The sequence below is a fragment of the Afipia sp. GW823-FHT06G09 genome (genome assembly GCF_058794875.1).
Window position 1 is genome coordinate 484,098 of the sequence record NZ_JBXAHF010000003.1, and the last position, 24,065, is coordinate 508,162.

The following is a 24,065-nucleotide window of genomic DNA, read 5'->3' on the forward strand; positions in this document are numbered from 1 at the left end:
GTCGGTCACTGTCGACTCCATTCGCAAAACCAACGCCGCAGCATAGACTCGGAAGAACATTTAGAGATGAGAGACCTGCACTGCCTCACTTCTTCGTACTTCCACTCTCTTCTTCTCGTAACCGCTGATAGAGCGCGGCAACCGCGTTTGAATACAGTTGCTTGGCATTCCGTTCGCAATAGTCTTCAAGAAAATGCAATTGATTAACGAGATCGTATGTAACGGGACTGAGATTTAGCTGGTCATCGATACCCGCCGCTTGGCTTACGCGTATTCCGCTCAAGAAGCCCTGAGCCCAGGCCATGTAATCCCTGCGCAGGATGGCATTCGATTTTTTGTCATCAAGAAATCGCTGACATGTTACCGATCCCAAGCCGGTAATCTTGGCATCGCTCTCTGCTAGAGCCATTGAACCTGTCACTAACAGAAGAGTCGATGCTGCGAGGATTAGGTGAATCAGAACCCGAATCGAGCTGTAAGTTGCCCGCCATGCGTTGGCTGAGGTGGCGAGACCCGCAACCGCCGTCAACCTGATCGCGCGCAACAGCACTCTCACTGAATCACCTCACGAATTTTGCTTGACCCGACTTTCCATCCTTAGTCTTCAGAATCAGCGTTACTGGGGCATGAGCTGGCACAGATTTCTTCGCTTCGCCTTTCAAGGTGTTATCTGCCGCTGGCGAAAGCGTCACCGTCTCTTTGTCAGCGCCGCTTGCTACGAGAGCGGAGCCAGTGAAACCACTCGTCGAAACAGGTTTGGTGGCATCATCGAAAATATTGAAGGTTATCGTGTTTCCCGAAGTTACTAATTCAGCATGCACGCCCGCGACGTCCTCAATTAGTCCTCCATTCGGACCTTTCGCTCCGTGAGCATGCTGAGCCGCGACGGGCGAAGCAGTTAACAGAGCGGCAGCTATCAGCAGAACGATCTTCATTTTATTTTCCTTTCAGTGGTGGATTATCGCGCGCGCAGATTCCTGCGGTTCGCGCCTGAACAGAACGTAGAGAGCTGGAAGTACAAGTAGCGTCAAAAGAGTGGAGGAGATGATGCCGCCAATGACCACCGTAGCGAGCGGTCGTTGCACCTCTGCGCCAGCTCCCGTTGCGATTGCCATGGGCACGAAGCCCAACGAAGCAACGAGCGCCGTCATTAGGACCGGCCGCAATCGGGTTAGAGCGCCTTCCTCAACTGCCTCCAATATTGTTTTACCCTCGTGCCGCAAGCGCTCGATGAATGTAATAATCACCAAGCCATTAAGGACCGCGACGCCAGAGAGCGCGATAAAGCCGATGCCTGCGCTGATGGAAAGCGGAATGTCCCTTAGGATGAGCGCAAATATTCCTCCAGTCAGCGCAAGAGGAACGCCGCTGAAGACGAGTAACGCATCGGCCGCCGATCCGAGACTCACAAACAGGAGTATAAAGATGAGAAGAAGCGCGATCGGGACCACAATGGTTAAGCGCTGCGTAGCCGATACGAGTTGTTCGAATTGACCGCCCCATCCGATCCAGTAACCTTCTGGAAGTTTGACTTTCTCCCCTACTTGCCGCTGCGCGTCCGCAACAAACGAACCAAGATCGCGTCCGCGGACGTTTGCCGATACAACAATACGGCGCTTCCCGTCTTCTCTGCTAATTTGATTGGGACCCGGAGCAAGGTCGATCGAAGCAAGCTCCGACAGTGGTGCGTAGCGAATCTGAGCAAGTGGTGAGTTGCCCCAAAGCGCTGGAGTCGCCTTCGACTGGTTCTCAAGTGGAGGCAATGGAATCGGCAATGCTCTAATAGCCTCGACGTTAGACCGGAGATGTTCGGGTAACCGCACAACAAGATCGAAACGCCGGTCTCCCTCAAAAACTAGGCCAGCCGTTTTGCCACCGACTGCAATCTCAACAAGGTTCTGCACATCAGCAACGCTGATGCCGTAGCGAGCAAGAGCCTGACGATCGAGGCTGACGGTCAGCACCGGAAGACCCGAGACTTGTTCTGTCTTTACGTCTGCCGCGCCCTGGACTGTTTGAAGTACGTTCTGCACCTGTCCGGCGACTTGGGCTAATACCTCCAAATCATCGCCGAAAATTTTCACGCCTACGTCACTTCGAACTCCCGAGATCAGCTCATTGAAGCGGAGCTGGATCGGCTGAGATATTTCGTAACTACTTCCGGCTATCTCCTCTGCGGCTTCCTCAACTTCCTTGACGACTTCCGATTTTGGCTTCTTCGGATTTGGCCATTGATCGCGCGGCTTCAGCATGACGTAGCCGTCAGAAATAGATGGCGGCATTGGATCTGTAGCGACCTCAGCAGTGCCAGTGCGGGCAAACGTCTCCTTAACCTCGGGTATTTTTAGAAGCCGCTGCTCTAGAAGTTTCTGCATCTCCAGAGATTGCGTCAGGCTTGTACCCGGAACACGTAACGCCTGAATAGCAATGTCACCTTCATCTAGACTTGGGATGAATTCACCACCCATACGCGATGCTGCAAACCCGCTGACCACGATAAGAACGCCAGCGAGTGCAGCGACCGACTTACGATACTTTATTGATTTCTCAAGAAGTGGAACGTAGACGTGCCGCGCCCCACGCATGAACCAGTTTTCCTTCTCAGAGACACGCCCGGTCACAAGAAGCGCAACCGCTGCCGGCACGAAGGTCATAGACAAAATGCTAGCACCCAAGAGCGCTATCAAGACTGTTAGCGCCATCGGCGTAAACATCTTACCCTCAACCCCCGTCAGAGTGAGGACTGGAAGATATACGACGGCGATGATTAGAGTTCCGAAGAGACTCGGCTTAATGACCTCGCGTGACCCGGCGAGAATCGCGTCAAACCGTTCCTCTCGGCTGAGAATGCGCCCGCGCTTTTCTTGTTCGTGTGCAAGCAAGCGTAGACAGTTCTCGACAATAATGACCGCACCATCAATGATAATGCCGAAATCGATTGCGCCGAGACTCATCAAGTTGGCGCTGACTTTGTTCTGAAACATGCCGGTAATCGTGAACAGCATCGACAATGGAATTACCAAAGCCGTTGCGATCGCTGCTTTGAAGTTTCCTAGGATCAGAAAAAGAATTACGATAACCAGCAGCGCGCCTTCTACCAGATTTTTTTCCACAGTTGCGATCGTTGCATCTACGAGATGTGTCCGGTCGTAGATTGCACGCGCGATAACACCATCCGGAAGAGAGCGCCCGATTTGATCGAGCTTGGCACCTACGCGCTGAGCAACTGATCGGCTGTTCTCTCCGATGAGCAACATCGCAGTCCCAAGCACCATCTCGTTTCCATTGAGAGTGGCCGCTCCGGTACGGAGATCCTTTCCTTCCTTTACTTCTGCAACATCGGAAATCCGAACAGGCACCCCGTTGCGAGTTCCGATGACAATCTGTTTGATCTGATCGGTATTGGCGACCTGTCCCGGCGTTCGCACAAGATACTGTTCGCCGTTGCGCTCGATATAGCCAGCGCCAACGTTCGCGTTGTTGGCCGCCAGAGCCGCCATTACTTCGCGGAAACTGAGCTTGTAAGCCATCAATTGCGCTGGATTGGGAAGCACGTGAAATTGCTTTTCGAAGCCACCGATCGTGTTGACTTCTATGACACCTGGCACGTTCCGCAACTGAGGCTTAATAATCCAATCTTGAATGGTTCGGAGATCGGTTGGACTGAAAGCCTCACCGTTAGCCTTCTTTGCTCCCGACTTCGCCTCGACCGTGAATAGATAAATCTCTCCGAGGCCGGTCGAGACGGGCCCCATCGCGGTCTCGATTCCGTTTGGAAGAATATCTTTTACCCGTTGAATCCGCTCGTTAACGAGCTGCCGAGCGAAATAGATATCCGTGCCGTCTTTGAAGACGACTGTTACTTGACTGAGACCATAGCGCGATAGCGACCGCGTATTTACGAGATTGGGAAGTCCACCCATAGCCGTCTCAATCGGAAACGTGATCCGTTGTTCGACTTCCAGTGGAGAGTACCCGGGTGCATTAGTGTTGATTTGAACTTGGACATTGGTGATGTCCGGCACAGCGTCTATCGGCAGACGCGTGAAATTCCACACGCCGAGTCCCGCCATGAGCAGAACGCCGATCATTACCAGCCAGCGCTGGCGAATGGAAAAGGAGAGAATGGCGTCGATCATTAGTGGGCTCCGACAAGCGAGCCAAAGGACCCGGCATAGAATGGTGAAGGCAAAGTCTGCCGCATGAGAGCATCAACGGAGATCGCAAGATCGACTAATGCGTTATTGGCACTGCAATTAGTGGTCATGGGATGCCGACCCCTTCGCCAACTCGGCCTTAACAACAAAACTATTTTTGGTGGCGTACTTGTCGCCCTCCATGAGACCAAACACGATCTCTACCTGCTCTGGATCTCGCGCTCCGATCTCCACATCGCGTACTTCAAACTTGGTTCCGTTACGCACAAATACCACGGTACGATTCTCTACCGTCTGAAGCGCCTCGGACTTCACGGCCACAGGAACCTCCTTTGCCGTAAGGATAAGTCGAGCAGACACGAACAAGCCCGTTTTCAGCCTAAGATCGTCGTTCGGAATAACCGTCCTAGCGAGCGCACTTTGGGTGTCGCTGCTTCCTATGGGCGAGATGTAGGAAAGTTTCGCTTCAATGGGTTTTCCGCCATCACCGACATCAATGAGGACAGTCTCGCCTAGCTTAACTCGCGGCAAATCGCGTCGATTGACGGAAAAGTCGACCCAGACAGTTGATATGTCTGCAACAGTGAAGGCTGGCTTCTGTTCCGATGCATATTCACCCAATGAGATCTGACGGTCGATAACAGTGCCAGAGATAGGTGCCAGCATTTCGTAAACACTCAGACTTTGGTTACTTTCGACTTTGGCGAGAAGATCACCTTTTTCTACGCGGTCGCCGATTCGCTTTCGTATCTCGCGCACAACACCGGGAAAGCGGGGTGTGACCTGAACCAACGTTTCTTGATTCGGCTGCAAAATGCCGTTCAATTGAATTGAATCGCGCAACGTACCCTTCGATGCAGCTGCGATCTCTATACCCGCAGCAGCCACCTTCACATCGCTCATCTCGACGCCTTCTGAGCCGTGACCTTTTTCGGCTACTGACCCCTTCGCGGTAGGCGGCACAGCCTTAGAGGAAGAAAACGCATAGACTCCGACGGCTGCTGCGATGATCACGCCAGCGGCCATCGCTACTTTAGAAACTCTGCTCATCTTGCGCTCTCCCGAGCCAATGCAAACGGGTTACCGACCAGCCCTTCGATAGTGGCGACGGCAATATGAAAATTCTGCTGGGCTTCTTGCTCGCGCAACCGCGCCTGAGCTACCGACGACTGCGCATCGAGAACTTCGAGAAGCGAAAAGCGACCCTGCCCATAGCCTTCAAGTATAGCGTCAGCGGCCTGCTTCGACTTTGGAATGGCGATCTCGCGAAGGGCTGCCAATTCCCGCAACGCCCCCTGTAGAGAGTCATAGGCACGCCCAGCAATTATTATCAGTGCGTTTCGGTTGGCCTCACGCTCCGCACGAGTTTTCGCAAGGGCCTCTTGAGCTGATACGATATTACCTTGGTTCTGATCGAATACCGGTATCGCTGCGGATATACTCAGTCTAACAGCATTGTCTGCTGTTTCATTGTAATGCCGCCATCCCGCACCGACGCGCAAATCGGGATACGGTCGAAGGCGTGCTTGCAAGAGTTCGGCATTCCGCTGCGCATATACGGCGGTCCATCGTATTAACTGAGGATTGGCATCGATAGCCGAGACCACGGAATTGAAAGATGGTGGACGACCGTGGACATCGAGTCGGCCAGCAACCGACGAGAATTTTGGAGTAATATCTCCCATAAGCACAGCAAGTTCACGCCTTGCGCTCGCAAGAAGCGATCGCACCCGCTCCCGGTCGGCCTTCACAAACGAAGATGCGACTTCTGCCCTGCCCGTTTCCGCGAGCGATGATGCACCAGCCTCGACCCGACGCTGCAACAGCGGAGTAATCTTGTCTATTTGCGCGACTTGCTCGTCGAGAATTTGGATTCTGCGTTGCGCGCCCAGGACGGAGAGGAAAGCAACAGCCGTTTCTGAAAGGACTTCAAGACGAACGGCCTTGCGTTGAATTTCGGCAGTCTCGACTCCCGCCTGGCCCACAGCAATCCGCGCTGCCCGTTTACCGAACAACTCGAACAACTGACTGATCTGCAGGGTGCTTTCCGCTGACCGAGTGCCACGATAAGCGCCTGAGCCCAACGAATTGTCTAACTCAAAGGACACCTCGGGATTAATCAAAGCGCCTGCTTGTATGCGTTGCCCTGAGGCAATGCCGACGTCGCGCTCAGCAGCCGTCAATCGTGGATTTGCAGCCAAGGCACGCTGCAACGCGGTCTGGAGTGACAACGTTTGGGAGTGCGACACGCCAGCGAGCCAAGGGCTCACCAACAATGCCGATGCGCACGCAACTCGCGTGGCAACGCTTCTTACGGACATAATATTTGAAACCTGAAGAACAGCCAAATTCAGGCGCAGAAGCGCCTGGTGAATATGTTCAGGTCAGGAATTTTGGTGGAGGTGTATCCAGCTCCGGCACGCTATCCGGAAACCCCAGCTGCGGAGGGGCAATAGTAGCCGCCCCCTGCTTAATCGCCGCAGCTACCAGCGGAGGTGCTGCGATAGTTACGGAAAAGCAGCCATGACAGTGATTCTCGGCTAAACCACCCTTATCGGAGTGGCCATCGCTCGTGTCAGAAGCCGATAGCATGACGGTCTGAGCAGGTGAAACGAAAAAACCTACGTCTGTAAGGCTGTGAACCAGCCCGCCAAATGCGTACACGAGCATCAAGAACACAACCGCTAACCCGCGAACGGTGCGCAGGTTTTGAGCTGAATTGATGGTCAGTTTACGTGACAAATGACGAATCCGGTTGCTTAAGTCGTTTACATAGCATGCGTGACGACCAGATGTCGATCCGCAACATTATTACATTCTTACCGCCCGCCCTAAACATGGCTCATTGAGACTGGTTCCCCAAAGTTCCACCAGCGGCGCCAACTTTATTTGGGCCGCAAGGACCGGACCCTACTCTCCAACTGCAATCTTCAACATTTCGCAGCGTACTCGATCTCGCAAGCCTGATAGCGCACTTGATAGTTCCGAGAAGGCTTCGTGATCGAAGTCGGCGCAAATGCATTCACGCATACGAGCCCGAGTACGAGACAGCCGCAGAAGATGGGTACTCGCGCTCTCCGTAAGAAAAAGCCGCGTAACACGTCGATCGTCCAGAAGCCTCCGCCGTCGGATTAAATTTCGGCTTTCAAGCATTTTCGACTGAGCCGAGACAAATGACGCATCGACATGAAGTAGTGCAGCAACGGCCTTAACCGACAGCCCTCGACTGTCGCTCAGCTCTTCGATCGTTGTTAAGATCATCCACTGAGGCCCGCTGATACCAATGCGTTGGCCTAAATGCTCAGCTACCCGCATCATGTAAATGCTGATGGCCGAGATATCTCGGCATATCTGATTAAGCAGTTTATCGTCGGCCTTTCGTAGCTCAGGTATCCGCGCCGACGAACTGACGGAGTGACGCGCGGGTTTGAAGGAATGCGGTCCTTGATCCCGCCTCGTGGATTTCTTTGCACTTGGTCGCCTATCAATCGCCATACGAATCTCCAGTTTAATGAGGCAGCGCGCCACAACCTGTGATCTCGCCGCCATTCAATTCCCTCGCGCGCTCCTCTCACGCAAAGCCGCAAGCCTCTGCATCCAACCCACGGTCAATTGCCTTCGCGCCGTGAGCCGACGCTAAGATTCGAGGCTGCGGATGAGAAGTGATACCGGCTGCGACTTTGCGGAGAGGATCAATCCGAAGAACGCACCTTAAATTTGTGCGACCTCAGATCTGACCAATTTTCACGCGAACGCTAAACCGAATTCTTTCGGAGGGGGTGTATTCAAGATTGGCGAGAAATCTCGAAACGAGATTGCGATCCATACGTGGATGGTCACGGGTATTTTCTTTGCAGACGCAATATTTAGAGGGCTAAGAGCTATCGGAAAGCAATCGTGGCAATGGTCACGATTCAGTTCGAGATCGCCCTCATTGGGCGAATCCATCTGAACAGTAACAGCCGATGCCGCACCCCGAAATTCATACGCCCGGTGCTGCTGCAATCCACTGACGAAATACGCGATAAGAAGAACGACCACGCCGATGGCGCGGGCAAGTGTAGCTCTTGTGCCAATTGTAAACCGGAAGTTCTGCACTGCTACGATTCTCCTGACCGCGAGTATTAGCCGAATCAGCTTTTCACCGTCCCGCGACAAATCGCCTTTCTCAACTTAGCGTTACGCAATATGCTGCCTAGTACTCGGCAGAGGTAAACAAACCCGTGGGGAATTGGATTTGAGCGTTGCGTTCACCAAGGAAGAAAGCGCTGAGACCGCGTCAGAAACTCAGCTGCCTGATCGAGCCATTTCCGAACATCCTAATCTTGTTACCAGTAATGGATTGAACAGGTTGGAACACGATCTACGCGAAGCGAAAGCTGCGTATGAATCCGCACAGCAGGTTGAGGATGTGAACGAGCGCAGACGCCTTGGAGCAGTTCCTTTGCGAGATGTTCGATACTTCACTGAGCGAATTCGCACCGCACAGGTCATGCCGAACCAAACGACAACGGATGTTGTTGCGTTCGGAAGCACTGTTAGATTTAGCCGAAGTGACGGGCGCGTAGAAGAATATCGAATAGTTGGCGAAGATGAAGCCGATCCAAAGGCGGGATCCATTTCATTTGCGTCACCTATTGCAAGGTCCCTAATGGGAAAATCTATGAGGGATGTTGTCGGCGCGGGAGACAGAGAGATCGAGATTCTTCAAATCTCCTAATCCACCACGATCGTACCGTGCTTTATTTCGCTGACTTGTTGATGATCAGGAATCAGGCAAGCAAACTCAAATTTTCCCACCTTTGAAAATACCCAGACAAATGACGCGGTTGATCTTGGTGCGATAACCCGGCCACTTTGATAATGATGGTCTAAATCTTTGATCAACTTCATAGTTTGAGCGTGTGCGAGATTTTCAAGATGACTACCGAGAACGAACTCATGCGTTTCGTCTGTATCGTTGTCGATAATGAATTTCACGCTTTCTCGACGCACAAAGCGAAGTTCTCTAGGTAAGAAACTAAATTCGCTTCCATGTCCTGAAAGCTTAACGGTAACTGCCACCGTTTTAGCCGTTAGCCTCCCAGGCTCTCCAGCATCGATACTAAGAAATATATCTTGGACCTTCTTACGGGGCCCGCCAATAGCAACGTCTGTCGCCAACAACGTTGCAATGCAGACCAGCCACTTAACCATTTTGACCATATTCTAACCTGCTCACGCTATCTTTGACTAGCAACGGACTTACCGATCATACATCTGTCAGATTGCCCTACCCGGCCATTCGGAATGATAGTCATCGATCACAAATTCATGGACATGACGAAATCCGCCATCAACCGACATTGCGCCGGCCAGATGCTGATGACCTTCCGGTAGCTCCTGGTGGATATGTTCCAGTTCGGCAATATCCTGCGATGGCCACAAACTTAATGCCGCCGCGATCGCGATCGCGGCAATCGCCGCGAGCAGCACAAATGTCATCGATAACCCAAGCTTTGCTCCGACCCATCCGGCAACGGGATAGGCGAGAAGCCAGCATACGTGGGATAGCGCAAACTGAGCGGCAAACAGCGCGGGACGGTCCTCGGCCTGGGAAGATCGCCTCAGCAGCCGCCCAGAGGGCGTTATCACGAGTGAATAGCCGAGTCCGATAAAGAACCACAACGCGAGCAGCGCGAAATAATTCGTAATTATTGCGCTGCAGAGCAAGCCGAAGACGAGCGCTGTCGCACCACCCAACATCGCACCTCGATCAGGAAGGCGATCCAGCAATTTGGGCAAAGCAAAGGCGGCCAGCATTGATCCGCATCCAAATGCCGCCAGAGCCATAGCCGTGGAACGCTGCCCCAAAGCAAATCCCGATTGTACCAAGACCACTGTGTTGACGATAACCATCGCACCAGCCGCAGCAGCAGCTATGTTCAGACAGAGAAGGCCTCGCAGGCGAGGCGTCGCAAGAAAAATACGAATCCCTCGTGTCGTGCGATCATAGATTCCGCGCGGCTTGGACGGTTTTGGGCTTGGAATGATGACTGAGACAACAAGCAAGGCGGACGCCAGAAATCCCAACATTGTTCCGGTGAACAACTCGTGAAAATTCAGAACCGCCAGAAGCATCGCAGCGAGCATAGGGCTGGCCACACTTTCAAGGTCGTAAGCCAATCGCGACAATGAAAGTGCCTGAGTGTAATCCCGCTCATCGGGCAGCACATCCGGTATCGTTGCCTGAAATAGCGGGGTGAACGCTGCGGAAGAGGACTGGAGAACAAAGATCAGTACGTAAATTTGCCAGATTTGAGTCGCGAACGGGAGGAAGATCGCTACTGCGGCCCGTACCAGATCGAGCGTGACCAGCATTTTCCGTCGATTGAAGCGATCAGCAAAAGCAGCGGCTATCGGGGCAACCAGAACGTATGCGACCATTTTGATTGCGAACGCTGTACCCAAGACGGCACCGGCATTCACTCCAGCCAAGTCGTAGGCCAGCAATCCCAGTGCGACTGTCGCCAACCCTGTTCCGAGCAGAGCAACAAACTGCGCGACGAATAGATGACGGTACGTGCGATTAGCGAGAACGCTCAGCATGGCGCTTCCTTATACGCTTTTGGCTCAGGGATTGGGCTGATCATCCACGAAGATCTTCGGCTTTACGCTCGCCTCGATGAATTGACGAACAGGGTGTGCGCAGCCACATCTATATTCGTAACACTGTTCGAATTTCCTACTCGTCCCGATGTCGTCGCTCTACAATCAAGATTTTAGCAGCGCTTGCTACGCGCTTCGCCATCCTATTGATGGAACCTCAACAGAATCAGCTCGCGCCATTTCCACTTCCCTGACAATTAGAAGCCTTGAGTCCGGTTGTCTGGAGCCTCAGCTTATGATTTTGCCCCACAAATGACCCACAGCCTGAATCGATAGAGCAGCACACTGCAGGAGGGCTGCTCCGGCGGCCCACGCAGCTGCAATTGCGTTCTGCGAAGCCTGCCTCTTTAATGCTTCTGAAAATGGTCCATTTCCATCCCAAGAGTCATGTGTATGAGGCGGAATTTTGCTACGCGAAGCCTCAAACCACTTCAATGCGGCAAGCATCGCGCAAATCACCGAGCAAAGATTAATGATAAGCTGAATTAGTTCGATGGCCTTCATGACGGCTTGCACTCCAATTCAGAGGTAGAGCGAGGATTGGGTATATATTTGTATAGAGTTGCATCCGAGACACCCATTCGATCTGCAACTTGTTTTATCGTGAGATTGCCATCGCGAATGAGCGCCTTGGCAGCGACAATGTCTTGCTCCGACATCGCCTTAGGCCGCCCACCTACCCGCCCCCTTATCTTCGCCGCATCAAGTCCCGCAACCGTCCTTTCCCGGATAATGTTTCGCTCGAACTCAGTCAGCGCGCTGAAGATGTGAAATACCAAGCGGCCTGTTGGGGTGGTTGTGTCAATTGCTTCGGTCAGCGACCGAAATCCGCACCCGCTTCTATCGAGCAACTCGACAGTTGCAATCAACTGGGTGATTGACCTTGCAAGCCGATCAAGTTTCCAGACAACAAGTGCGTCCCCTGGACGAACGTAATCCAACGCAGCTTTAAGCTCCGGGCGATCGGCCTTTGCCCCCGATGCAGTTTCGACAAAAATTCTCGTAGCCCCTGCCGAGCGCAGCGCATCGAGTTGCAGATCAGGAGCCTGGTCAATCGTCGACACCCGCGCATATCCGATGAGGCCCATGACCAACTCCGAAAAACGTTCCTATCATAACATTTGATAGGACTATTTTCCAGATAGTGTTTTAAGAGCAATTTCACCGGTGAAATTCCGGCAGCTAGTGCAGCGTCCGGTGTCTCCGAAAAACGAACGAATTATAGACAACCAATTAAAGTCGAGCAGCGCCACGAAGAATGGTCGAGGCTCCGTTAGGCGCGATAGCAGCAACACTTTCGTTGACTATATCAATGCGTCGATACAGCTCGAGATATTCTGAGCCAAAGGTTCTCCCGGATTGGCTGCTCGTCGGGACGATCAAAATGTTCTTATTGTCCTTTTTCCGTCCGCGTAACCTAATTCCCAAGGGCACCATCGGCTAGTCATTGAATTTTCAGTGGCTAGAAAAAGAAAATAGTTCATCTCGACAATCTTGCCTCGAATTCGTGCGGCGGTCTCCCGGTTAGGAGGATCCGGCATCGCCGTATCGCGCCAATCGATATAAATGTCCCAACCCTTCGAATGCAGATGGTTCGAAAGACCTAACGCAAGTTTCGCGTCCTTATGACTATGCGACAGGAAGGCGGTCGGAATTCCGTGCCCTTTGGCCTCCGTCAGTGATGCGCGCGTTTCTCTGTTCGCAGATGCGAAAAGAAGCGTTGTTTGAGAAATCGTCATGCGCTGCCCTCCAGGCCCCTGAATAAAATGCTTGGCGCTGTTGCCAGCAAACCAGAATCGGTAAACTCTTGAGATTTGGCGCTGCCAGATTGCAGTGCATTTTTTTGTAGCAACAAAATATAGGGATCCTCGATGGCAAGGAATGTTTTTTTCAGCTTTCATTTCGACAACGATTTTTGGCGAACTCAGCAAGTGCGGAATATCGGCGCGCTCGAAGGACAGGCTGTATGCGCTGCCAATAAGTGGGAAGAAATAAAGGCCAAGGGTGACGCAGCTGTTGAAAAATGGATCGAAGAGAATATGCACGGAAAGAGCTGCGTCGTTGTACTGGTGGGCTCTGAGACTGCGCAGCGTCCCTGGGTTCGCCATGAAATCGTCAAGGGATGGAATGACGGCAAGGGCGTTGTAGCGATTCGCATAGACAAACTGCTTGATCGAAACAGCAAGCCAGGTACGGCGGGGGTAAACCCGTTCACCAAACTTACCTACAAGCAAGGCACACTTGCTGATATCGCTCAGCTAAAAACGCCCAGCGGGGCTGACAGCAAGGCTGCGTACGCTTCGATCGCCAATAACATCGAGCAATGGATAGAAGAGGCGATTAAGATTCGTAACAACGCTTGAAAGCCGAATTTCACATGAGCCTCTACGAAATCGTTATCCTCGGAGATGATCGCCACAGCGAGCGAGCTCGCTTGAAAACGACTCTCGTCGAAATGCTACAGGACCTCGACCTTCAGCTTGGCAGAGAAGTGACTTTCAGAGAGCATGCTGACGTTCAAAATCGCGACAACAAGGCGGCGACGGGTTGCGTTTATTTTGGCGGCGCTCCCGGAAACGATATCGCTATCGTCGAACGGTTAATCTACGACGGACATCCGGTCATTCCAGTTATCTGTGACGGGCAGACGTTCGATGCGGATATTCCCGAAAGTCTTCGGCCCCTGAATGGCGTGAAAGTTCACTCCAAGGACCCACAGCTGGTGGAGCTTTCAACCGCTCTTCTCGAGTGTGTAGGCCTCCTAAGACGACAGCGCCGTGTGTTCATAAGCTATCGCCGAACTGAGGCGCGAAGAGCAGCACAACAGCTGCATGACGAACTCGCGGCTAAAGGTTTCGATGTCTTTCTTGATACTCATGACATTAGGCCGGCGGAGCCGTTCCAAGATGTTCTGTTTCATAGGCTATGTGACTCAGACGTCATGGTTATGCTCGATACTCCCTCTTATGCCGCCAGCAGGTGGACCCAGCTGGAACTGGGACGAGCGTTAGCTAAGGAAATCCACATACTTCGCGTCGTTTGGCCAGACCACACTCCAAGCCCGTTAACCAGTATGTCTCAAACACTGTTCCTTGCAGGCGGCGACATTAGTAGCGCCACGGGTGAAATTAACTCGGGCGCCCTCGACCAAATTCTGCTTGCGGTCGAGCGCATCCGTAGTCGCAGCATCGCGGTCCGCTACAGATCGATTGCAGGGAAACTTCGAGCAGATATGGCTCGCATCAATGCGAAAGTTGAAGGTCGAGGTGCTCACGGGGCAATAGCGATCGAGATGATGAATCAAAAGAAGGTTTGGGCATATCCAGTCGTTGGCATTCCGACCGCTGAAACTCTGCATGATGTCGCAGAAAAAGCCTCCATGTCCGAACAGTCTGGGCTTCCTATACTTGTCTATGATCACGTCGGAATCCACGACGCTTGGGCGACCCATCTCAAGTGGCTTGATGCCCAGATTCAGTGCGTCCGGGCCGTTAAAGTGTCTGATGCAGCCTATGATTTTGTGAATCTTGGATGCTGATATGACAGAAACAATCTTCCTGTCCGCCAGCGTTCCTGATCCATCAAGAAGCCCAAAATACGCGGAGACAGCCGACCCAGTAGCAATTCAGGCGGCTGTCTCCGCACTCGTGTATGTGACACTTGGCAGACGAAAACTCGTGTGGGGAGGACATCCGGCTATTACACCGATGGTTTGGGTTGTCGCGTCTGATGTGGGCGTTCAGTACGGGGACTGGGTTAAGCTTTACCAATCCGAGCACTTTAGAGACTTCTTCCCGGTCGAGAACGCGAAGTTCCGTAACGTCATTTTCACAGAGCGGGCACCCGATCAGGGTGCGAGCCTTCGCATTATGCGGGAGCGAATGTTTCGAGAGAACAAGTTTTCGGCTGCAGTTTTCATTGGTGGGATGGACGGCATTATCGAAGAGAGGGATTTACTTGCTAAACTTCAGCCCGGGGTTCCTATTTTGCCAATTATTTCTACGGGCGGCGCGACTTCGGAGCTGCAATTTGACGAAGAGAAAATTGGTAAAGGCGTCTTGAGCGATCTTGATTACGTCAGACTTTTTCACCGAGTACTGAGAATTTCACCGCTTGAGAATCGATTTGCTGCATTCGCTGACCAGCCGGAGAAGTATGAAGAACGGCTTTGGAAACCACCCATCGCACCGACTAGAGGATAATACCCGAAGATGGCGAAGCGCATTATTCTTTTGCTAGACGGCACCTGGAATGATGCCGATTTTGGTCAAACGGATACGAACATCGTTAGACTTCGCGAAGTGATCGCTCGCACATTATGGGCGGCCGACGAAACCACTCCTACTCAATCTCAGGACGGTTCCGTTGTATCAAAGTCGTATGCGAATGTCCGAAACATCGTCTTTTATGAGCGAGGTGTGGGAACGGGTGCATTTCTCAATAGATTCTTTGGTGGAGCTCTCGGACAAGGGCTGAGTCAGAATATTCGACGCGCCTATAAATTTCTCTCGTTCCACTATGAGCCTGGCGACCAAGTTTTTGTATTTGGGTTTTCGCGCGGCGCCTTCACAGCGAGATCCCTCGTTGGTTACGTGCATGCGGCAGGGCTACTTAAGCGCGACAATTGCACCCAAGAACTCGAGCAAAGAGCGTGGGAATTCTACCGTACGTCTCCGAATGATCGCTCGCCTGGCGCGTGGGCAGCTTTGACACCATTTGTACATGAGCGCGAGAAGCTTAGAATATCGTGCCTAGGTGTTTTTGACACTGTCGGCGCTCTCGGTGTGCCCTTCAAACAGTTCAAAGTCTTCAACAGGGACAACAACGAGTTTCATGATGTTGAGCTATGTGCGGCTGTCGATGTAAATCTGCACGCTCTTGCTATCGATGAGCAGCGAAAGCCCTTCGAGGCAGCACCTTGGCGCAAAAGCAAGTTTAAGACATTCAACACGGTAGTTGAGCAGGTATGGTTTCCCGGAGCTCACGCAGATATTGGCGGTGGATACATTCCCGAAGAACTTAGAGTCAGGAAGGAAATTGCAGGACTTGATGACCTTACGCTCGACTGGATGTTGAAACGTGTAAAGAAGTATTTTCCCGATTTCCCAGTCTCCGATGCGGGCTGGCCACCTCTTTCCCTGAATATGCTGAAAGATCGCAGCCTCGCGAAGCAACATCAGTCCCGAACAGGTCCTTACTTTATTTGGCCGAGGGCGCTTCGTTCGATCAACAACGTTTACATAAAATGCAAACGGCTACCGTTCTTACGTCCGTTTTCCGAGGTCAATGTGGGACGCGACCGTCATGCCGAACCGACCAACGAAATGCTCCATATCTCGGCGGTGGAGCGAATAAACCGCGAGATAGAGATCACAGGAAAGAAATCGACTTACTTACCGAAGAACCTCCAGAGCCTTTCTTGTCCAACACAAGATCCTCCGACGTATCAGTTGCCGATTGTCGGGTGGGACGGCGAAATACTCAGTCATGCGCGGCGTCAGACCCGCGATACCTCAGCGGCAATCTGAGACTTCGCAACGTTTCAGCAAGCTAGAGCGCCACCAGGTCGGCGAGTTTTGCGGCGACGTCAGACAGTGACTCTTCAGCCGTACTCAAGCCAGTCCGTGAAGCGAGCAGAGGGCTGACTTCGCGAAGAGCTTCAAATGTCGTCTGGTGTACGACGGGAACGAGTCGCTCGCCAGCCAGCAACGCTGAAAGTTCTTTGTCAGCGATTCCCTCTTTTGGGAGTCCGCTAATAAGTGCGGGGGTGACCAACACGATACCAATCCGCGAATTCGCCAAGCCTTTGTCAATCGCACGTAGGAGAGGCACGCCAAGGCCGACGTCTTTCTCACTGAACCAAACCTTTACGCCACGAGATTCGAGATAATCGTGAAGCTCTTTGGCGGCGCCATGCCGATCATCCCACGCATGGCAGAGAAAAACATCACGAAGGTCTAGTGCCGCTCGCTTTTCGACATTCTCACGAACTGGCGTGAGTGCCCGCACCTCGGCTGGAGTGTACAACATCAACGAACCAGGTCGTGACCAGCGCGGCTTGATGCTCCTGCCAGAGCCGCCACCGCCGCGACCACCGCCGCTACTTCCCGATGAGTAAGATGAGGACGAATAAGACGGGTACGAGCTATAGCTGCTCCCGTAGCTGCTATAGCGACCACTCCAGCGGCCACGCCCGCGGCACGCAGGACAGTTTGCTTCGGCGTTTGCCGAGCGATGACCTTCGACTGGGGCTGTGCATCTAGTCATAGTTCGTTCAAATGTTCCGAAACGGACGCGACTAAGATAGATACCGATTCGCAGGATTCGCGAGTCATCAATTTTTATAGCCCCTATTGCTTCGACACGAAGTCGCCCGAATCGTGAGTCTGCCCGATTAGCCATTCTACGTGTGCTGTTCATTGCGGTAACGAGCAACATTTATCGGTATGTGATCACACCAATCGGCATTATACTTGGTCGTCCTCAACATCTCTTTGATGGAGGACATGATGACTTCTCTGAAATCGCTGAGTTTTACTGCGCTGCCGAAGACCGAGACCGATCCCAAACTGGAGCGTCGGACGCGAACGATCACGCGCTTGGAAGAGCAGAAAGTGCTGCTCAGCAATCCGAGCTACGTCCGCAAAGTACGATCCTTTGCAACTGTCGATGGCGTCCGAAAATCTGTCGAAGGCGATCAGCGTGTCTCGCCTTGGTGGCGTAAGAACATCGACGGTTCGTACCTGTTTGCAATCCGGTCGGGTTCAAAGGCAATCGAATTCGAGAAGGGCAAGGCAGCCATTGCTGTGCCTTCGCTCGATAAGCTGCCCGCCGTCATCGATACGCTGATTGCGGCAACGCGATCTGGTGAACTCGATACGCAGTTGGCCCAGGCTTCCCGAACGCCGCCGGCCCGCAAGAAGGCAAGCTAACTGATCAAACTTCGGGGGCGAGGAAACTTGTCCCCGAAATTACCGTCACGGTCGGCAAGATGCTCTTTCGCAATTTCTATGAATGTCCGTGCGGCACGAGGTGGACCGATGAATGGTCCGCGACCTGTGACGATCGATGTCCGAACTGCGATACCAGTTGCTCACCGGTGAGCAGCGAGGATGAATCGGCCGATCAGACCGTGGATGATTATCCTCGACGGATCAGCCCCGCGCTCGACGATTGAAGCTGTCAACCGCATTATTGTATTCGTCCAGCTCTGACTTAGATTTCTGTCGTAGGTCATCGATCTTTCGTTGCGAGCACGAGAGAAAACTTTCGACTTCACTCTGATATGACTGCATCTGACGCTTGCATCTGTCGAAGTCATCTTGATCGTCGAACGCTCCGTACCGCGTTGCACAGTAAGGAGCCGATGGTGCCGAACAATAAGCCCACGAGCTAGACGAAAATGCTAGAGCCGAAATTCCGGCTAGCAGCGAGAACGCAATTTGGCTCCGCATTTGCTCAGGCTCCGGCAGGTGCTTGAGCAACCTCAATGACGTGGCGATCGCCACCAACATTGATAATGATCGAGTAATTTTTGCTGCTCCCAGACGGAGGATTGGTTGGAGGTGACAGATGCAATTGCCCACCAACCCACTCTCCCGGCATAAGAGTGTTGTCCTTCAGAACGGTCTGCTCAAGCGCCGCCATGTTTGCTTGCCCGCGCTCGATCGTTCCAACAATCATGGCCTCGTTCTGGGCGGCGGCGGTGTTATGCGCGATTGCTGCGGCTGTCGGGCTGTAGAAAGTGCCGCTTCGCCCGCTCGGCGTTGTGTAACTGCCATAACCAGCGCGCGATGCGCTATAAGCATTTGCCCCAGCTGCGAGGCCCGTCAAAATGGCGGCGGCGACCTGGCGATTCTTTTCTTCCTGCGCCAGCATCTCATAGGTCACGACCGTCATCTGGAATTCCTGACCGGCGACAACCTGGTTTGCCTCGACTTGTGCGACGCGGAATTCAAGTGGTGCCCTGCCGAGATTGTTGATGCCGACCACAAATACAGGGCGACCACCGGCTTGAAGTTGGCGTGCTGCTGGTCGAACCAAGACAACTGACGATTTTTGACGTGAGACGATGGCAGGTTGCCCGTCGCGCACCATCGCTTGTTGTTGTGGATTTGAAGCTTTGAATTGAACCGTTTCGGTAGTGACGCAACCGCCCACCATCGTGCAAAGCACGACTAAACTCACAATACGCATTTTGGAGCCTCCCCAGACCCGGCACTATCCAAGCGCAACCGGGAGGCGAGAGCAAGTAGACTTTAGCGGAGGGGGTGCATGGAAGAAATAAAGTTTAGCAGCGCGCGGCAGATGGCTAGACAATTCTCTTCCGCTTCTCACCCCGATTTTGCTCACCGATGAGCAAGGTGTTGGCTCAATTTCACCTATATGGTCAAAGCGCGTGCCTTTCTGGCTGCTTGACTGATCGCAAATAGCAGTTTTGGCAACTCCGAATAGTCTTTAATCCCGTGCGTAAAAACCCCTAACGGCTCTAACGTAGCACCTATATCGTCTCTCTGTCCGGAACGCGAGAAACGAACGGTGTGATAGCAAATTCGTTCGTTTGTTATTGCATGCACTTGACTTATGCCGTGCACCAAACTTTGTAGATGAACGTCTGAGCCGGATAGGCCTATGTACAAGAACGTGTGCGTTCTTAAAAAGCTTTCAAGTAAAGGTCGCCACTTTGACGTCATCACGTCGTGGTATTGTTGAGTACCTAAGACAATATCTTCGCTATCGCTGCGGTCTGGCGCAAGCGGCAAAAATCCGTGCGGATGATAGACCGTCACATCAGACGTATTAGCCCAGTGCGCCAGTTTCCAAACTGGGGTCGTAACAAAACCGTGGAACTCTAAGTAATTCTCCAAAAGATCATCATAGTTCAGAGATATAACTTTCGCCGCGCTACCACGTTTCGAAGACATCACGAGTGAGCCAATTGCGGCGAGCGTGTCATTTTTCCTAATCTGCTCGAAATCCAAACTCAAATTATCATAAAGCTGCCTTTTCACCGCGCTCAGAAAACCGGGCACATCGTTCCTGAAGTGGGTTGCTCGGAGTGCGCCAACGCGAACTATCGGGTCATCACTCGGATCCAGCTTTGAATCGCCGCAAGCTATTGAAATACGATCCACCAGTTCTCGCCACTCAGGCAAACCATAGAAAGAAGAAACACCCGCCCCTAGAAATATCCCAAGTCGCCCTTGAACAAGCTGGTCCGCAAGATGCTGAATAAGGTTATCTCGACTTTTCCAATTTTCTGGAAGATTCATGGTCATCTAATCAATCCGACATTTCTGCAATTGGAACCCATGAATCCACGCATCGGTTGCGCAACACAAAATTTATGGCGACCATGAATTCTGTAGCTCGTCGCCTATCAGTCAAATTCATTGTTAGAAATCCGTCGTTTGCCAATCGCGAGATTTCACCTTCTTCATTGGGTCGAAGCCGAGGAAGGCCTTCGAACAATCGCCGCCCTAGGCCGCACGCGAAAAAATTGAACAATTTTCCATGCTGTTTGAACACAGGAGAATCCGTCACATCATCCCCGTACAGCGACATTATTCTGAGCGAGGGACCCGCAGCAGAAAAACGCCCGTGAAGTGAGGTGATTAGAAATTCAGCATCAGGCGTCTCGCAACGTTGGATCAATTTCTGAATATTGATTGGGGCGCGGCGAAAATTTGGAAATATTTTCCGATCAAGAATCTGTTGAATGACGTAGTCGGCGACTTTCCTTCGCTGAGCTAAAATTACGAACTTACCCAGGCCTCTAACAATAAAGATCTGATATTCGAACGGAGCTACTGTTGCTTCAGATTCATCGGCAAGTCGTATGGGACTGCTTAGAACAAACTCATCCCAACGAGAGGTAGCGTACGCAGTGCTCACGAACTTTAGTGTTGGACCTCCGCGTGCAAGTGGAGCGGATAACTCAAGCAGATCGCGCGGGACGTCCGTCGCCTCCGCTCGAGCCATGAGATACCCGCTAAACTGTGTCATCCATCGGCCATTAAGTCGAATGCCAAACTATGCAACACCCAGAGCGATTCACCCTCCCCTGGATCATCCTTCAAGTGTGCCCGGAAGAAGGTAAGTGGATTTCCAACCGGTATCAAATCGTATGAAAGTGTTGGCTTTCTCTCATATCCGCTACCTCCGCCTTCATATGCATCGGCATACAACTGAGCCGATAGTTGCTCAGACGTCATAAAAATCACGACCATACGAACTAACAGTAGCCGCGCGCTGTATTGCTGTTCAAACACTCGACGATATTCAGCATCGCATTCGAGCTGCTGGATGTAATCAAGAGCTACCGCTATGTAATCACGCGTGGCCCCCCCTTCCGCCCGAAGAGCCCCCAGAATCCGCTTGATGTCTCGAAGAGCGGCCGGGAAGCGATTTTCTGGAGTTTCTCGGAGTAATGTTACGGATACAGCACAGAGTGTCCGCATCAGATACTCAGGAACTCTATCTTGAATTTCTGGGATCGTGCACCACGAATGCCAGATACTTTTCACATAAAAGTCAGGATCGCTTCGATAAAAGTACCAAAAATCAAGCGTATGAACAATTATCTCTTGGGCTTCGCGACGGCAGTCTCTCAGGATTTCTGGCAGACGTTCCTTGAGCTCGCTCTGCCTAACTTCAACACCCGTTTCGGCTTGGCTCATTCCAATTACGCCCTCAAGCAGCAGCTGCTTAGCGGCTTCTAGCCAATTGCGGGATTTGAAACGACTGCGCGCTATTTCAGCGGCCATCTCTAGTTGCTGTGAGTCGTTGAAGTCGGGATAAAGATCCGTCATCAATACAGCGACAAGAATATGTGCGATTTCGTGTGTAACCGTAAGAAGATTCGATCTATACGAATTGCATTCAGCGATCGCAGTAAGTGGAGCACTTAATGTTTGAAGATGGCTACTGAAACCATCTCTACCGCTGAAATATGTTATCAGCGGTACAGGCGGGCTGTCGGATTTAGTGATTTTCTCGGAAAGGGGATCCCGCTCTAGATAATTTGGATTCTCGGTCAGTTCCGCTAGAGTGGGAACGTTCTCAGTTTGCCTCTCCAAGTTTGAGATTCTTTCAGGAAGATCCGCTTCTCCGAGAATTTTCTGAACCCAACCAACCAGTCGAGCTAAAGCAATATTCGCGCTTCCCGTCCCAAGTAGCGAATGAATCCAGAAATGGCACTCCGTACTAAGTATTGGCGGGATCCCGGAAAAGGCTTGTGAAGAGAAGCGCGAGATTGCCGCGTTAGCGCTAACAAGACGAGATTGAAGACTGAGCGTGTGAAGCTCGCTGCGTTCCGCAGCCTGAACCAACGCCTTTGTAACAGTCAACGTGCTTCTAAAATCACTATACGCCAAAGGATATATTGCAGCAGACCGCGCAAGCACTGTGGCCGTTACAGCCAAGTGCTCTTGAAGGGTTACCCGAAGAGCTGCGTCGACCGTAAGTTTTCCAATCGTTGCTAGCTCACTCATAGTAGCTTGCAGATCGGAATTACTGAAGACTGTGTGAGCGACAGCAGCTATCTTTGTCCCTTTAAGATGCCAAATCTCGAAGGGTACCTTTTCCGTCTCAGCCCATGTCTTTATTTCAGCGGTAATTTTACTGTTTGGACTTCTTACAACCACATTGAAGCAACCCATCGTGACCCAGATGCTAATTTTATCTGGATCAGCGAGCGCTCGAACCTCCGAAGACAGCCTAGCGACCCGGACAGGCCCCAAGAAAATTAAATCCGAAGCCCCTGTAAACTTTGAAACGGGCGGCGCGGATTTATTATCTCCACGAAGTCTCCAAATTGGAGACAAACGAGTCCCGACCCCCCATCCGAGCAAAGCGGTGGAGAGATCCGGCAAAATCTCGACAGATCTTTTTGCCTCGGAAAGGTTGTGCAGAACGAGGTATTGAGCTCGCGCTTCGGCCTGCATGCGAATTAGTCAGGATAGACAAACATCTTACGTTTATCGTCCCACTTCCGGGCCGGAGACTGATCTTCGGAGGGCTGACGAAGTTTCTGCCTTTTTGCTGACTGCCGATGTCCCGCAACTCTTGAAGGAAGGTGGTCAAGCGCACCTGTCCCCGTTTCACCGTACGAAGCCATTTGCTTTGAAGCTCTCAAAAAATACTTGAGTGACAGCATCAACTCTCTCGCAGGCGCAATCTAATTCGAATAATCCTTAGCGAAGCCCATCCGTCTATAGGATTATATTCAGGTAATCGGCATCTATTGGCGAAATGAAGCGGAACTTAGTCAAGGAATGCCATGCTGGGCCCACAACCACAAGCTTAAAAGCCAATTAACCTGAACTATAAGGCGTTTTTAAGCGAGGCGCCCTCCTGCTGCGCTGCCGATCGCCTTACCTTGATACTAAAGGCTTGCAACCTGCGACCGTTATTTATCGCAGCTACCTGTCTTGAGTGCTTGAGCGTACTGCGGAAGCTAAAATCACCTCGTAGGGTGCTCGCTAGAATATTGAGAGGAACGCGCCCTCAAATTCAGGGAGATCAAGAAACCTATCCTTAATGTCGATTAGCATTACGTCTTCGAGTAAGAATAGGCTTCGAATTATGGCTATGCTGAGCACTATATCGATAGATTAAAGAATGCTCACCGGTAAGCATTGGCGATGGCGCCTTCTACCTCTTCAAGCAGAACATCAAGCGGCAGCCAGTCGCGAGACGTAGGCAGTTCTGCCGACCGATAAATCTGTCGTCGCAACCGCAGTCGATCTCGCATCTCCTGAATTCGCAGTCGGTAATTTTCAAAAGCAACTTCTCTTCCTACGCTGGCGGTTTCCTGATTGATCAGTTCGCGCAAGTCGCCAAGCGATGGCCTAACCAACCATTGGCCTTCGTCGATCTGAATCCAAAGTCTCACCTCGGGCCATCCTACAATCGGCCCGGACACGACACCGAACTCATCCCGATACTTCGGTCCAGGTCGACACCAAGTCGGCAGCTTCGCATAGGCCGCAGCCCAATCCCGATCTAATTTCGCAATTGCGGATTGAAGATGTTTGCGACGTTCCATCAATCGAAGTCTTTCGTGATCGACCTCCGCAAACGCATCAATTGTCGACACTGATGCTTAGGCAACTAGCGAAGCTGCGATAAAACTTCGTCTCGTGGGATTTGATGGCACGTGCGTCTCCTGATCGGACGCAAATCTCTATCCGTATTTTCTCGGCGGAATGTCAACGTAAGATTCCGGGGCTTCTATCGAGCCAGTTTACCGACAAGATC

Annotated in this window: 25 protein-coding genes; 6 read left to right on the forward strand and 19 right to left on the reverse strand. The window is 52.1% G+C overall.

Going from position 1 to position 24,065, the window contains the following annotated elements; translation table 11 throughout:
* Window positions 1-85 precede the first annotated feature (85 nt).
* The 8 genes from AC1Q67_RS14800 to AC1Q67_RS14835 all read right to left on the reverse strand — a co-directional run bounded on the left by AC1Q67_RS14800 (window position 86) and on the right by AC1Q67_RS14835 (window position 8,255).
* The gene (locus tag AC1Q67_RS14800; RefSeq protein ID WP_492236136.1) at window positions 86-544 is read right to left on the reverse strand and encodes a hypothetical protein; all 459 of its coding nucleotides are present in this window, start codon (window positions 542-544) and stop codon (window positions 86-88) included.
* A gap of 16 nt (window positions 545-560) precedes the next feature.
* Window positions 561-935 (reverse strand): hypothetical protein, encoded by a 375-nt coding sequence (locus AC1Q67_RS14805; RefSeq protein ID WP_492236137.1) that lies wholly within the window; start codon window positions 933-935, stop codon window positions 561-563.
* A 12-nt stretch (window positions 936-947) separates the two neighbouring features.
* The gene (locus tag AC1Q67_RS14810) at window positions 948-4,139 is read right to left on the reverse strand and encodes an efflux RND transporter permease subunit (protein WP_492236138.1); all 3,192 of its coding nucleotides are present in this window, start codon (window positions 4,137-4,139) and stop codon (window positions 948-950) included.
* A gap of 117 nt (window positions 4,140-4,256) precedes the next feature.
* Entirely contained in the window at window positions 4,257-5,207 is a 951-nt protein-coding gene (gene ihpB / locus AC1Q67_RS14815; protein WP_492236139.1) for a divalent metal ion exporter adaptor subunit IhpB, read from the reverse strand.
* Window positions 5,204-6,478: a divalent metal ion exporter subunit IhpA gene (gene ihpA / locus AC1Q67_RS14820; protein ID WP_492236464.1), complete on the reverse strand. Its 1,275-nt coding sequence runs from the start codon at window positions 6,476-6,478 to the stop codon at window positions 5,204-5,206. The genes ihpB and ihpA overlap by 4 nt, the downstream gene beginning before the upstream one ends.
* Window positions 6,479-6,536: 58 nt before the next feature.
* Window positions 6,537-6,899: a hypothetical protein gene (locus tag AC1Q67_RS14825; protein WP_492236140.1), complete on the reverse strand. Its 363-nt coding sequence runs from the start codon at window positions 6,897-6,899 to the stop codon at window positions 6,537-6,539.
* Window positions 6,900-7,067: 168 nt separating this feature from the next.
* Window positions 7,068-7,706, reverse strand: coding sequence for a MarR family winged helix-turn-helix transcriptional regulator (locus AC1Q67_RS14830; RefSeq protein ID WP_492236141.1), 639 nt, complete (start codon window positions 7,704-7,706; stop codon window positions 7,068-7,070).
* Between the two features lie 195 nt (window positions 7,707-7,901).
* On the reverse strand, window positions 7,902-8,255 hold the full coding sequence (locus AC1Q67_RS14835) for a hypothetical protein (RefSeq protein WP_492236142.1): 354 nt from the start codon (window positions 8,253-8,255) through the stop codon (window positions 7,902-7,904).
* 139 nt (window positions 8,256-8,394) lie between these two features.
* Here AC1Q67_RS14835 and greA point away from each other — a divergent pair, with 139 nt between their 5' ends.
* Entirely contained in the window at window positions 8,395-8,877 is a 483-nt protein-coding gene (greA, locus tag AC1Q67_RS14840; protein ID WP_492236143.1) for a transcription elongation factor GreA, read from the forward strand.
* On the opposite strand, the gene AC1Q67_RS14845 is transcribed toward greA, so the two are convergent.
* From AC1Q67_RS14845 to AC1Q67_RS14865, 5 genes are all read right to left on the reverse strand, one after another.
* Window positions 8,874-9,362, reverse strand: coding sequence for a cupredoxin domain-containing protein (locus tag AC1Q67_RS14845; RefSeq protein WP_492236144.1), 489 nt, complete (start codon window positions 9,360-9,362; stop codon window positions 8,874-8,876). The genes greA and AC1Q67_RS14845 overlap by 4 nt on opposite strands.
* A gap of 57 nt (window positions 9,363-9,419) precedes the next feature.
* Entirely contained in the window at window positions 9,420-10,745 is a 1,326-nt protein-coding gene (locus tag AC1Q67_RS14850; protein WP_492236145.1) for an MFS transporter, read from the reverse strand.
* Window positions 10,746-11,033: 288 nt separating this feature from the next.
* Complete coding sequence (locus AC1Q67_RS14855; RefSeq protein ID WP_492236146.1) at window positions 11,034-11,309, reverse strand: hypothetical protein; 276 nt, start codon at window positions 11,307-11,309, stop codon at window positions 11,034-11,036.
* Window positions 11,306-11,893, reverse strand: coding sequence for a recombinase family protein (locus AC1Q67_RS14860; protein ID WP_492236147.1), 588 nt, complete (start codon window positions 11,891-11,893; stop codon window positions 11,306-11,308). Before AC1Q67_RS14860 ends, AC1Q67_RS14855 begins: the two co-directional genes overlap by 4 nt.
* 291 nt (window positions 11,894-12,184) lie before the next feature.
* A complete protein-coding gene (locus tag AC1Q67_RS14865) occupies window positions 12,185-12,544 on the reverse strand; it encodes a toll/interleukin-1 receptor domain-containing protein (protein ID WP_492236148.1) in 360 nt (119 codons plus the stop codon).
* Window positions 12,545-12,676: 132 nt separating this feature from the next.
* On the opposite strand from AC1Q67_RS14865, the gene AC1Q67_RS14870 reads away from it, so the two are divergent.
* Genes AC1Q67_RS14870 through AC1Q67_RS14885 form a run of 4 tightly spaced genes read left to right on the forward strand, consistent with a single transcriptional unit; the run spans window position 12,677 to window position 16,333 of the window.
* The gene (locus AC1Q67_RS14870; protein WP_492236149.1) at window positions 12,677-13,168 is read left to right on the forward strand and encodes a TIR domain-containing protein; all 492 of its coding nucleotides are present in this window, start codon (window positions 12,677-12,679) and stop codon (window positions 13,166-13,168) included.
* A 14-nt stretch (window positions 13,169-13,182) separates the two neighbouring features.
* Window positions 13,183-14,343 carry a Thoeris type III anti-phage system protein ThcB4 gene (gene thcB4, locus AC1Q67_RS14875; RefSeq protein ID WP_492236150.1) on the forward strand — a complete coding sequence of 387 codons (1,161 nt, stop codon included), beginning with the start codon at window positions 13,183-13,185 and terminating at the stop codon, window positions 14,341-14,343.
* A 1-nt stretch (window position 14,344) separates the two neighbouring features.
* Complete coding sequence (gene thcA / locus AC1Q67_RS14880; protein WP_492236151.1) at window positions 14,345-15,007, forward strand: Thoeris type III anti-phage system protein ThcA; 663 nt, start codon at window positions 14,345-14,347, stop codon at window positions 15,005-15,007.
* A gap of 9 nt (window positions 15,008-15,016) precedes the next feature.
* Window positions 15,017-16,333, forward strand: a complete 1,317-nt coding sequence (locus AC1Q67_RS14885) for a T6SS phospholipase effector Tle1-like catalytic domain-containing protein (RefSeq protein ID WP_492236152.1) — start codon at window positions 15,017-15,019, stop codon at window positions 16,331-16,333.
* Between the two features lie 22 nt (window positions 16,334-16,355).
* On the opposite strand, the gene AC1Q67_RS14890 is transcribed toward AC1Q67_RS14885, so the two are convergent.
* Window positions 16,356-16,835 (reverse strand): toll/interleukin-1 receptor domain-containing protein, encoded by a 480-nt coding sequence (locus AC1Q67_RS14890; RefSeq protein WP_492236153.1) that lies wholly within the window; start codon window positions 16,833-16,835, stop codon window positions 16,356-16,358.
* A gap of 479 nt (window positions 16,836-17,314) precedes the next feature.
* Here AC1Q67_RS14890 and AC1Q67_RS14895 point away from each other — a divergent pair, with 479 nt between their 5' ends.
* Window positions 17,315-17,737 (forward strand): DUF6641 family protein, encoded by a 423-nt coding sequence (locus AC1Q67_RS14895; RefSeq protein WP_492236154.1) that lies wholly within the window; start codon window positions 17,315-17,317, stop codon window positions 17,735-17,737.
* Window positions 17,738-18,263: 526 nt separating this feature from the next.
* Here the strand turns inward: AC1Q67_RS14895 and AC1Q67_RS14900 are convergent.
* The 5 genes from AC1Q67_RS14900 to AC1Q67_RS14920 all read right to left on the reverse strand — a co-directional run bounded on the left by AC1Q67_RS14900 (window position 18,264) and on the right by AC1Q67_RS14920 (window position 23,853).
* A complete protein-coding gene (locus AC1Q67_RS14900) occupies window positions 18,264-19,001 on the reverse strand; it encodes a hypothetical protein (protein WP_492236155.1) in 738 nt (245 codons plus the stop codon).
* Between the two features lie 185 nt (window positions 19,002-19,186).
* Window positions 19,187-20,083 (reverse strand): SIR2 family protein, encoded by an 897-nt coding sequence (locus AC1Q67_RS14905; protein ID WP_492236156.1) that lies wholly within the window; start codon window positions 20,081-20,083, stop codon window positions 19,187-19,189.
* A 4-nt stretch (window positions 20,084-20,087) separates the two neighbouring features.
* Entirely contained in the window at window positions 20,088-20,786 is a 699-nt protein-coding gene (locus tag AC1Q67_RS14910) for a hypothetical protein (RefSeq protein WP_492236157.1), read from the reverse strand.
* Between the two features lie 20 nt (window positions 20,787-20,806).
* Window positions 20,807-22,750, reverse strand: coding sequence for a hypothetical protein (locus tag AC1Q67_RS14915; RefSeq protein ID WP_492236158.1), 1,944 nt, complete (start codon window positions 22,748-22,750; stop codon window positions 20,807-20,809).
* A gap of 680 nt (window positions 22,751-23,430) precedes the next feature.
* Window positions 23,431-23,853 (reverse strand): hypothetical protein, encoded by a 423-nt coding sequence (locus AC1Q67_RS14920; protein ID WP_492236159.1) that lies wholly within the window; start codon window positions 23,851-23,853, stop codon window positions 23,431-23,433.
* Between the last annotated feature and the right edge of the window lie 212 nt (window positions 23,854-24,065).

What these genes read in the sequence shown, in the direction of transcription:
- AC1Q67_RS14885 (WP_492236152.1), top strand. Translation starts at nt 15,017, where the DNA reads ATGGCGAAGCGCATTATTCTTTTGCTAGACGGCACCTGGAATGATGCC.
- AC1Q67_RS14890 (WP_492236153.1), bottom strand. Translation starts at nt 16,835, where the DNA reads ATGTTGTACACTCCAGCCGAGGTGCGGGCACTCACGCCAGTTCGTGAG.
- ihpB (WP_492236139.1), bottom strand. Translation starts at nt 5,207, where the DNA reads ATGAGCAGAGTTTCTAAAGTAGCGATGGCCGCTGGCGTGATCATCGCA.
- AC1Q67_RS14920 (WP_492236159.1), bottom strand. Translation starts at nt 23,853, where the DNA reads ATGGAACGTCGCAAACATCTTCAATCCGCAATTGCGAAATTAGATCGG.
- AC1Q67_RS14870 (WP_492236149.1), top strand. Translation starts at nt 12,677, where the DNA reads ATGGCAAGGAATGTTTTTTTCAGCTTTCATTTCGACAACGATTTTTGG.
- AC1Q67_RS14865 (WP_492236148.1), bottom strand. Translation starts at nt 12,544, where the DNA reads ATGACGATTTCTCAAACAACGCTTCTTTTCGCATCTGCGAACAGAGAA.
- AC1Q67_RS14900 (WP_492236155.1), bottom strand. Translation starts at nt 19,001, where the DNA reads ATGCGTATTGTGAGTTTAGTCGTGCTTTGCACGATGGTGGGCGGTTGC.
- AC1Q67_RS14915 (WP_492236158.1), bottom strand. Translation starts at nt 22,750, where the DNA reads ATGCAGGCCGAAGCGCGAGCTCAATACCTCGTTCTGCACAACCTTTCC.
- thcB4 (WP_492236150.1), top strand. Translation starts at nt 13,183, where the DNA reads ATGAGCCTCTACGAAATCGTTATCCTCGGAGATGATCGCCACAGCGAG.
- AC1Q67_RS14810 (WP_492236138.1), bottom strand. Translation starts at nt 4,139, where the DNA reads ATGATCGACGCCATTCTCTCCTTTTCCATTCGCCAGCGCTGGCTGGTA.
- thcA (WP_492236151.1), top strand. Translation starts at nt 14,345, where the DNA reads ATGACAGAAACAATCTTCCTGTCCGCCAGCGTTCCTGATCCATCAAGA.
- AC1Q67_RS14910 (WP_492236157.1), bottom strand. Translation starts at nt 20,786, where the DNA reads ATGGCTCGAGCGGAGGCGACGGACGTCCCGCGCGATCTGCTTGAGTTA.
- AC1Q67_RS14805 (WP_492236137.1), bottom strand. Translation starts at nt 935, where the DNA reads ATGAAGATCGTTCTGCTGATAGCTGCCGCTCTGTTAACTGCTTCGCCC.
- AC1Q67_RS14850 (WP_492236145.1), bottom strand. Translation starts at nt 10,745, where the DNA reads ATGCTGAGCGTTCTCGCTAATCGCACGTACCGTCATCTATTCGTCGCG.
- AC1Q67_RS14895 (WP_492236154.1), top strand. Translation starts at nt 17,315, where the DNA reads ATGACTTCTCTGAAATCGCTGAGTTTTACTGCGCTGCCGAAGACCGAG.
- AC1Q67_RS14855 (WP_492236146.1), bottom strand. Translation starts at nt 11,309, where the DNA reads ATGAAGGCCATCGAACTAATTCAGCTTATCATTAATCTTTGCTCGGTG.
- ihpA (WP_492236464.1), bottom strand. Translation starts at nt 6,478, where the DNA reads ATGTCCGTAAGAAGCGTTGCCACGCGAGTTGCGTGCGCATCGGCATTG.
- AC1Q67_RS14830 (WP_492236141.1), bottom strand. Translation starts at nt 7,706, where the DNA reads ATGGCGGCGAGATCACAGGTTGTGGCGCGCTGCCTCATTAAACTGGAG.
- AC1Q67_RS14845 (WP_492236144.1), bottom strand. Translation starts at nt 9,362, where the DNA reads ATGGTCAAAATGGTTAAGTGGCTGGTCTGCATTGCAACGTTGTTGGCG.
- AC1Q67_RS14860 (WP_492236147.1), bottom strand. Translation starts at nt 11,893, where the DNA reads ATGGGCCTCATCGGATATGCGCGGGTGTCGACGATTGACCAGGCTCCT.
- AC1Q67_RS14905 (WP_492236156.1), bottom strand. Translation starts at nt 20,083, where the DNA reads ATGACCATGAATCTTCCAGAAAATTGGAAAAGTCGAGATAACCTTATT.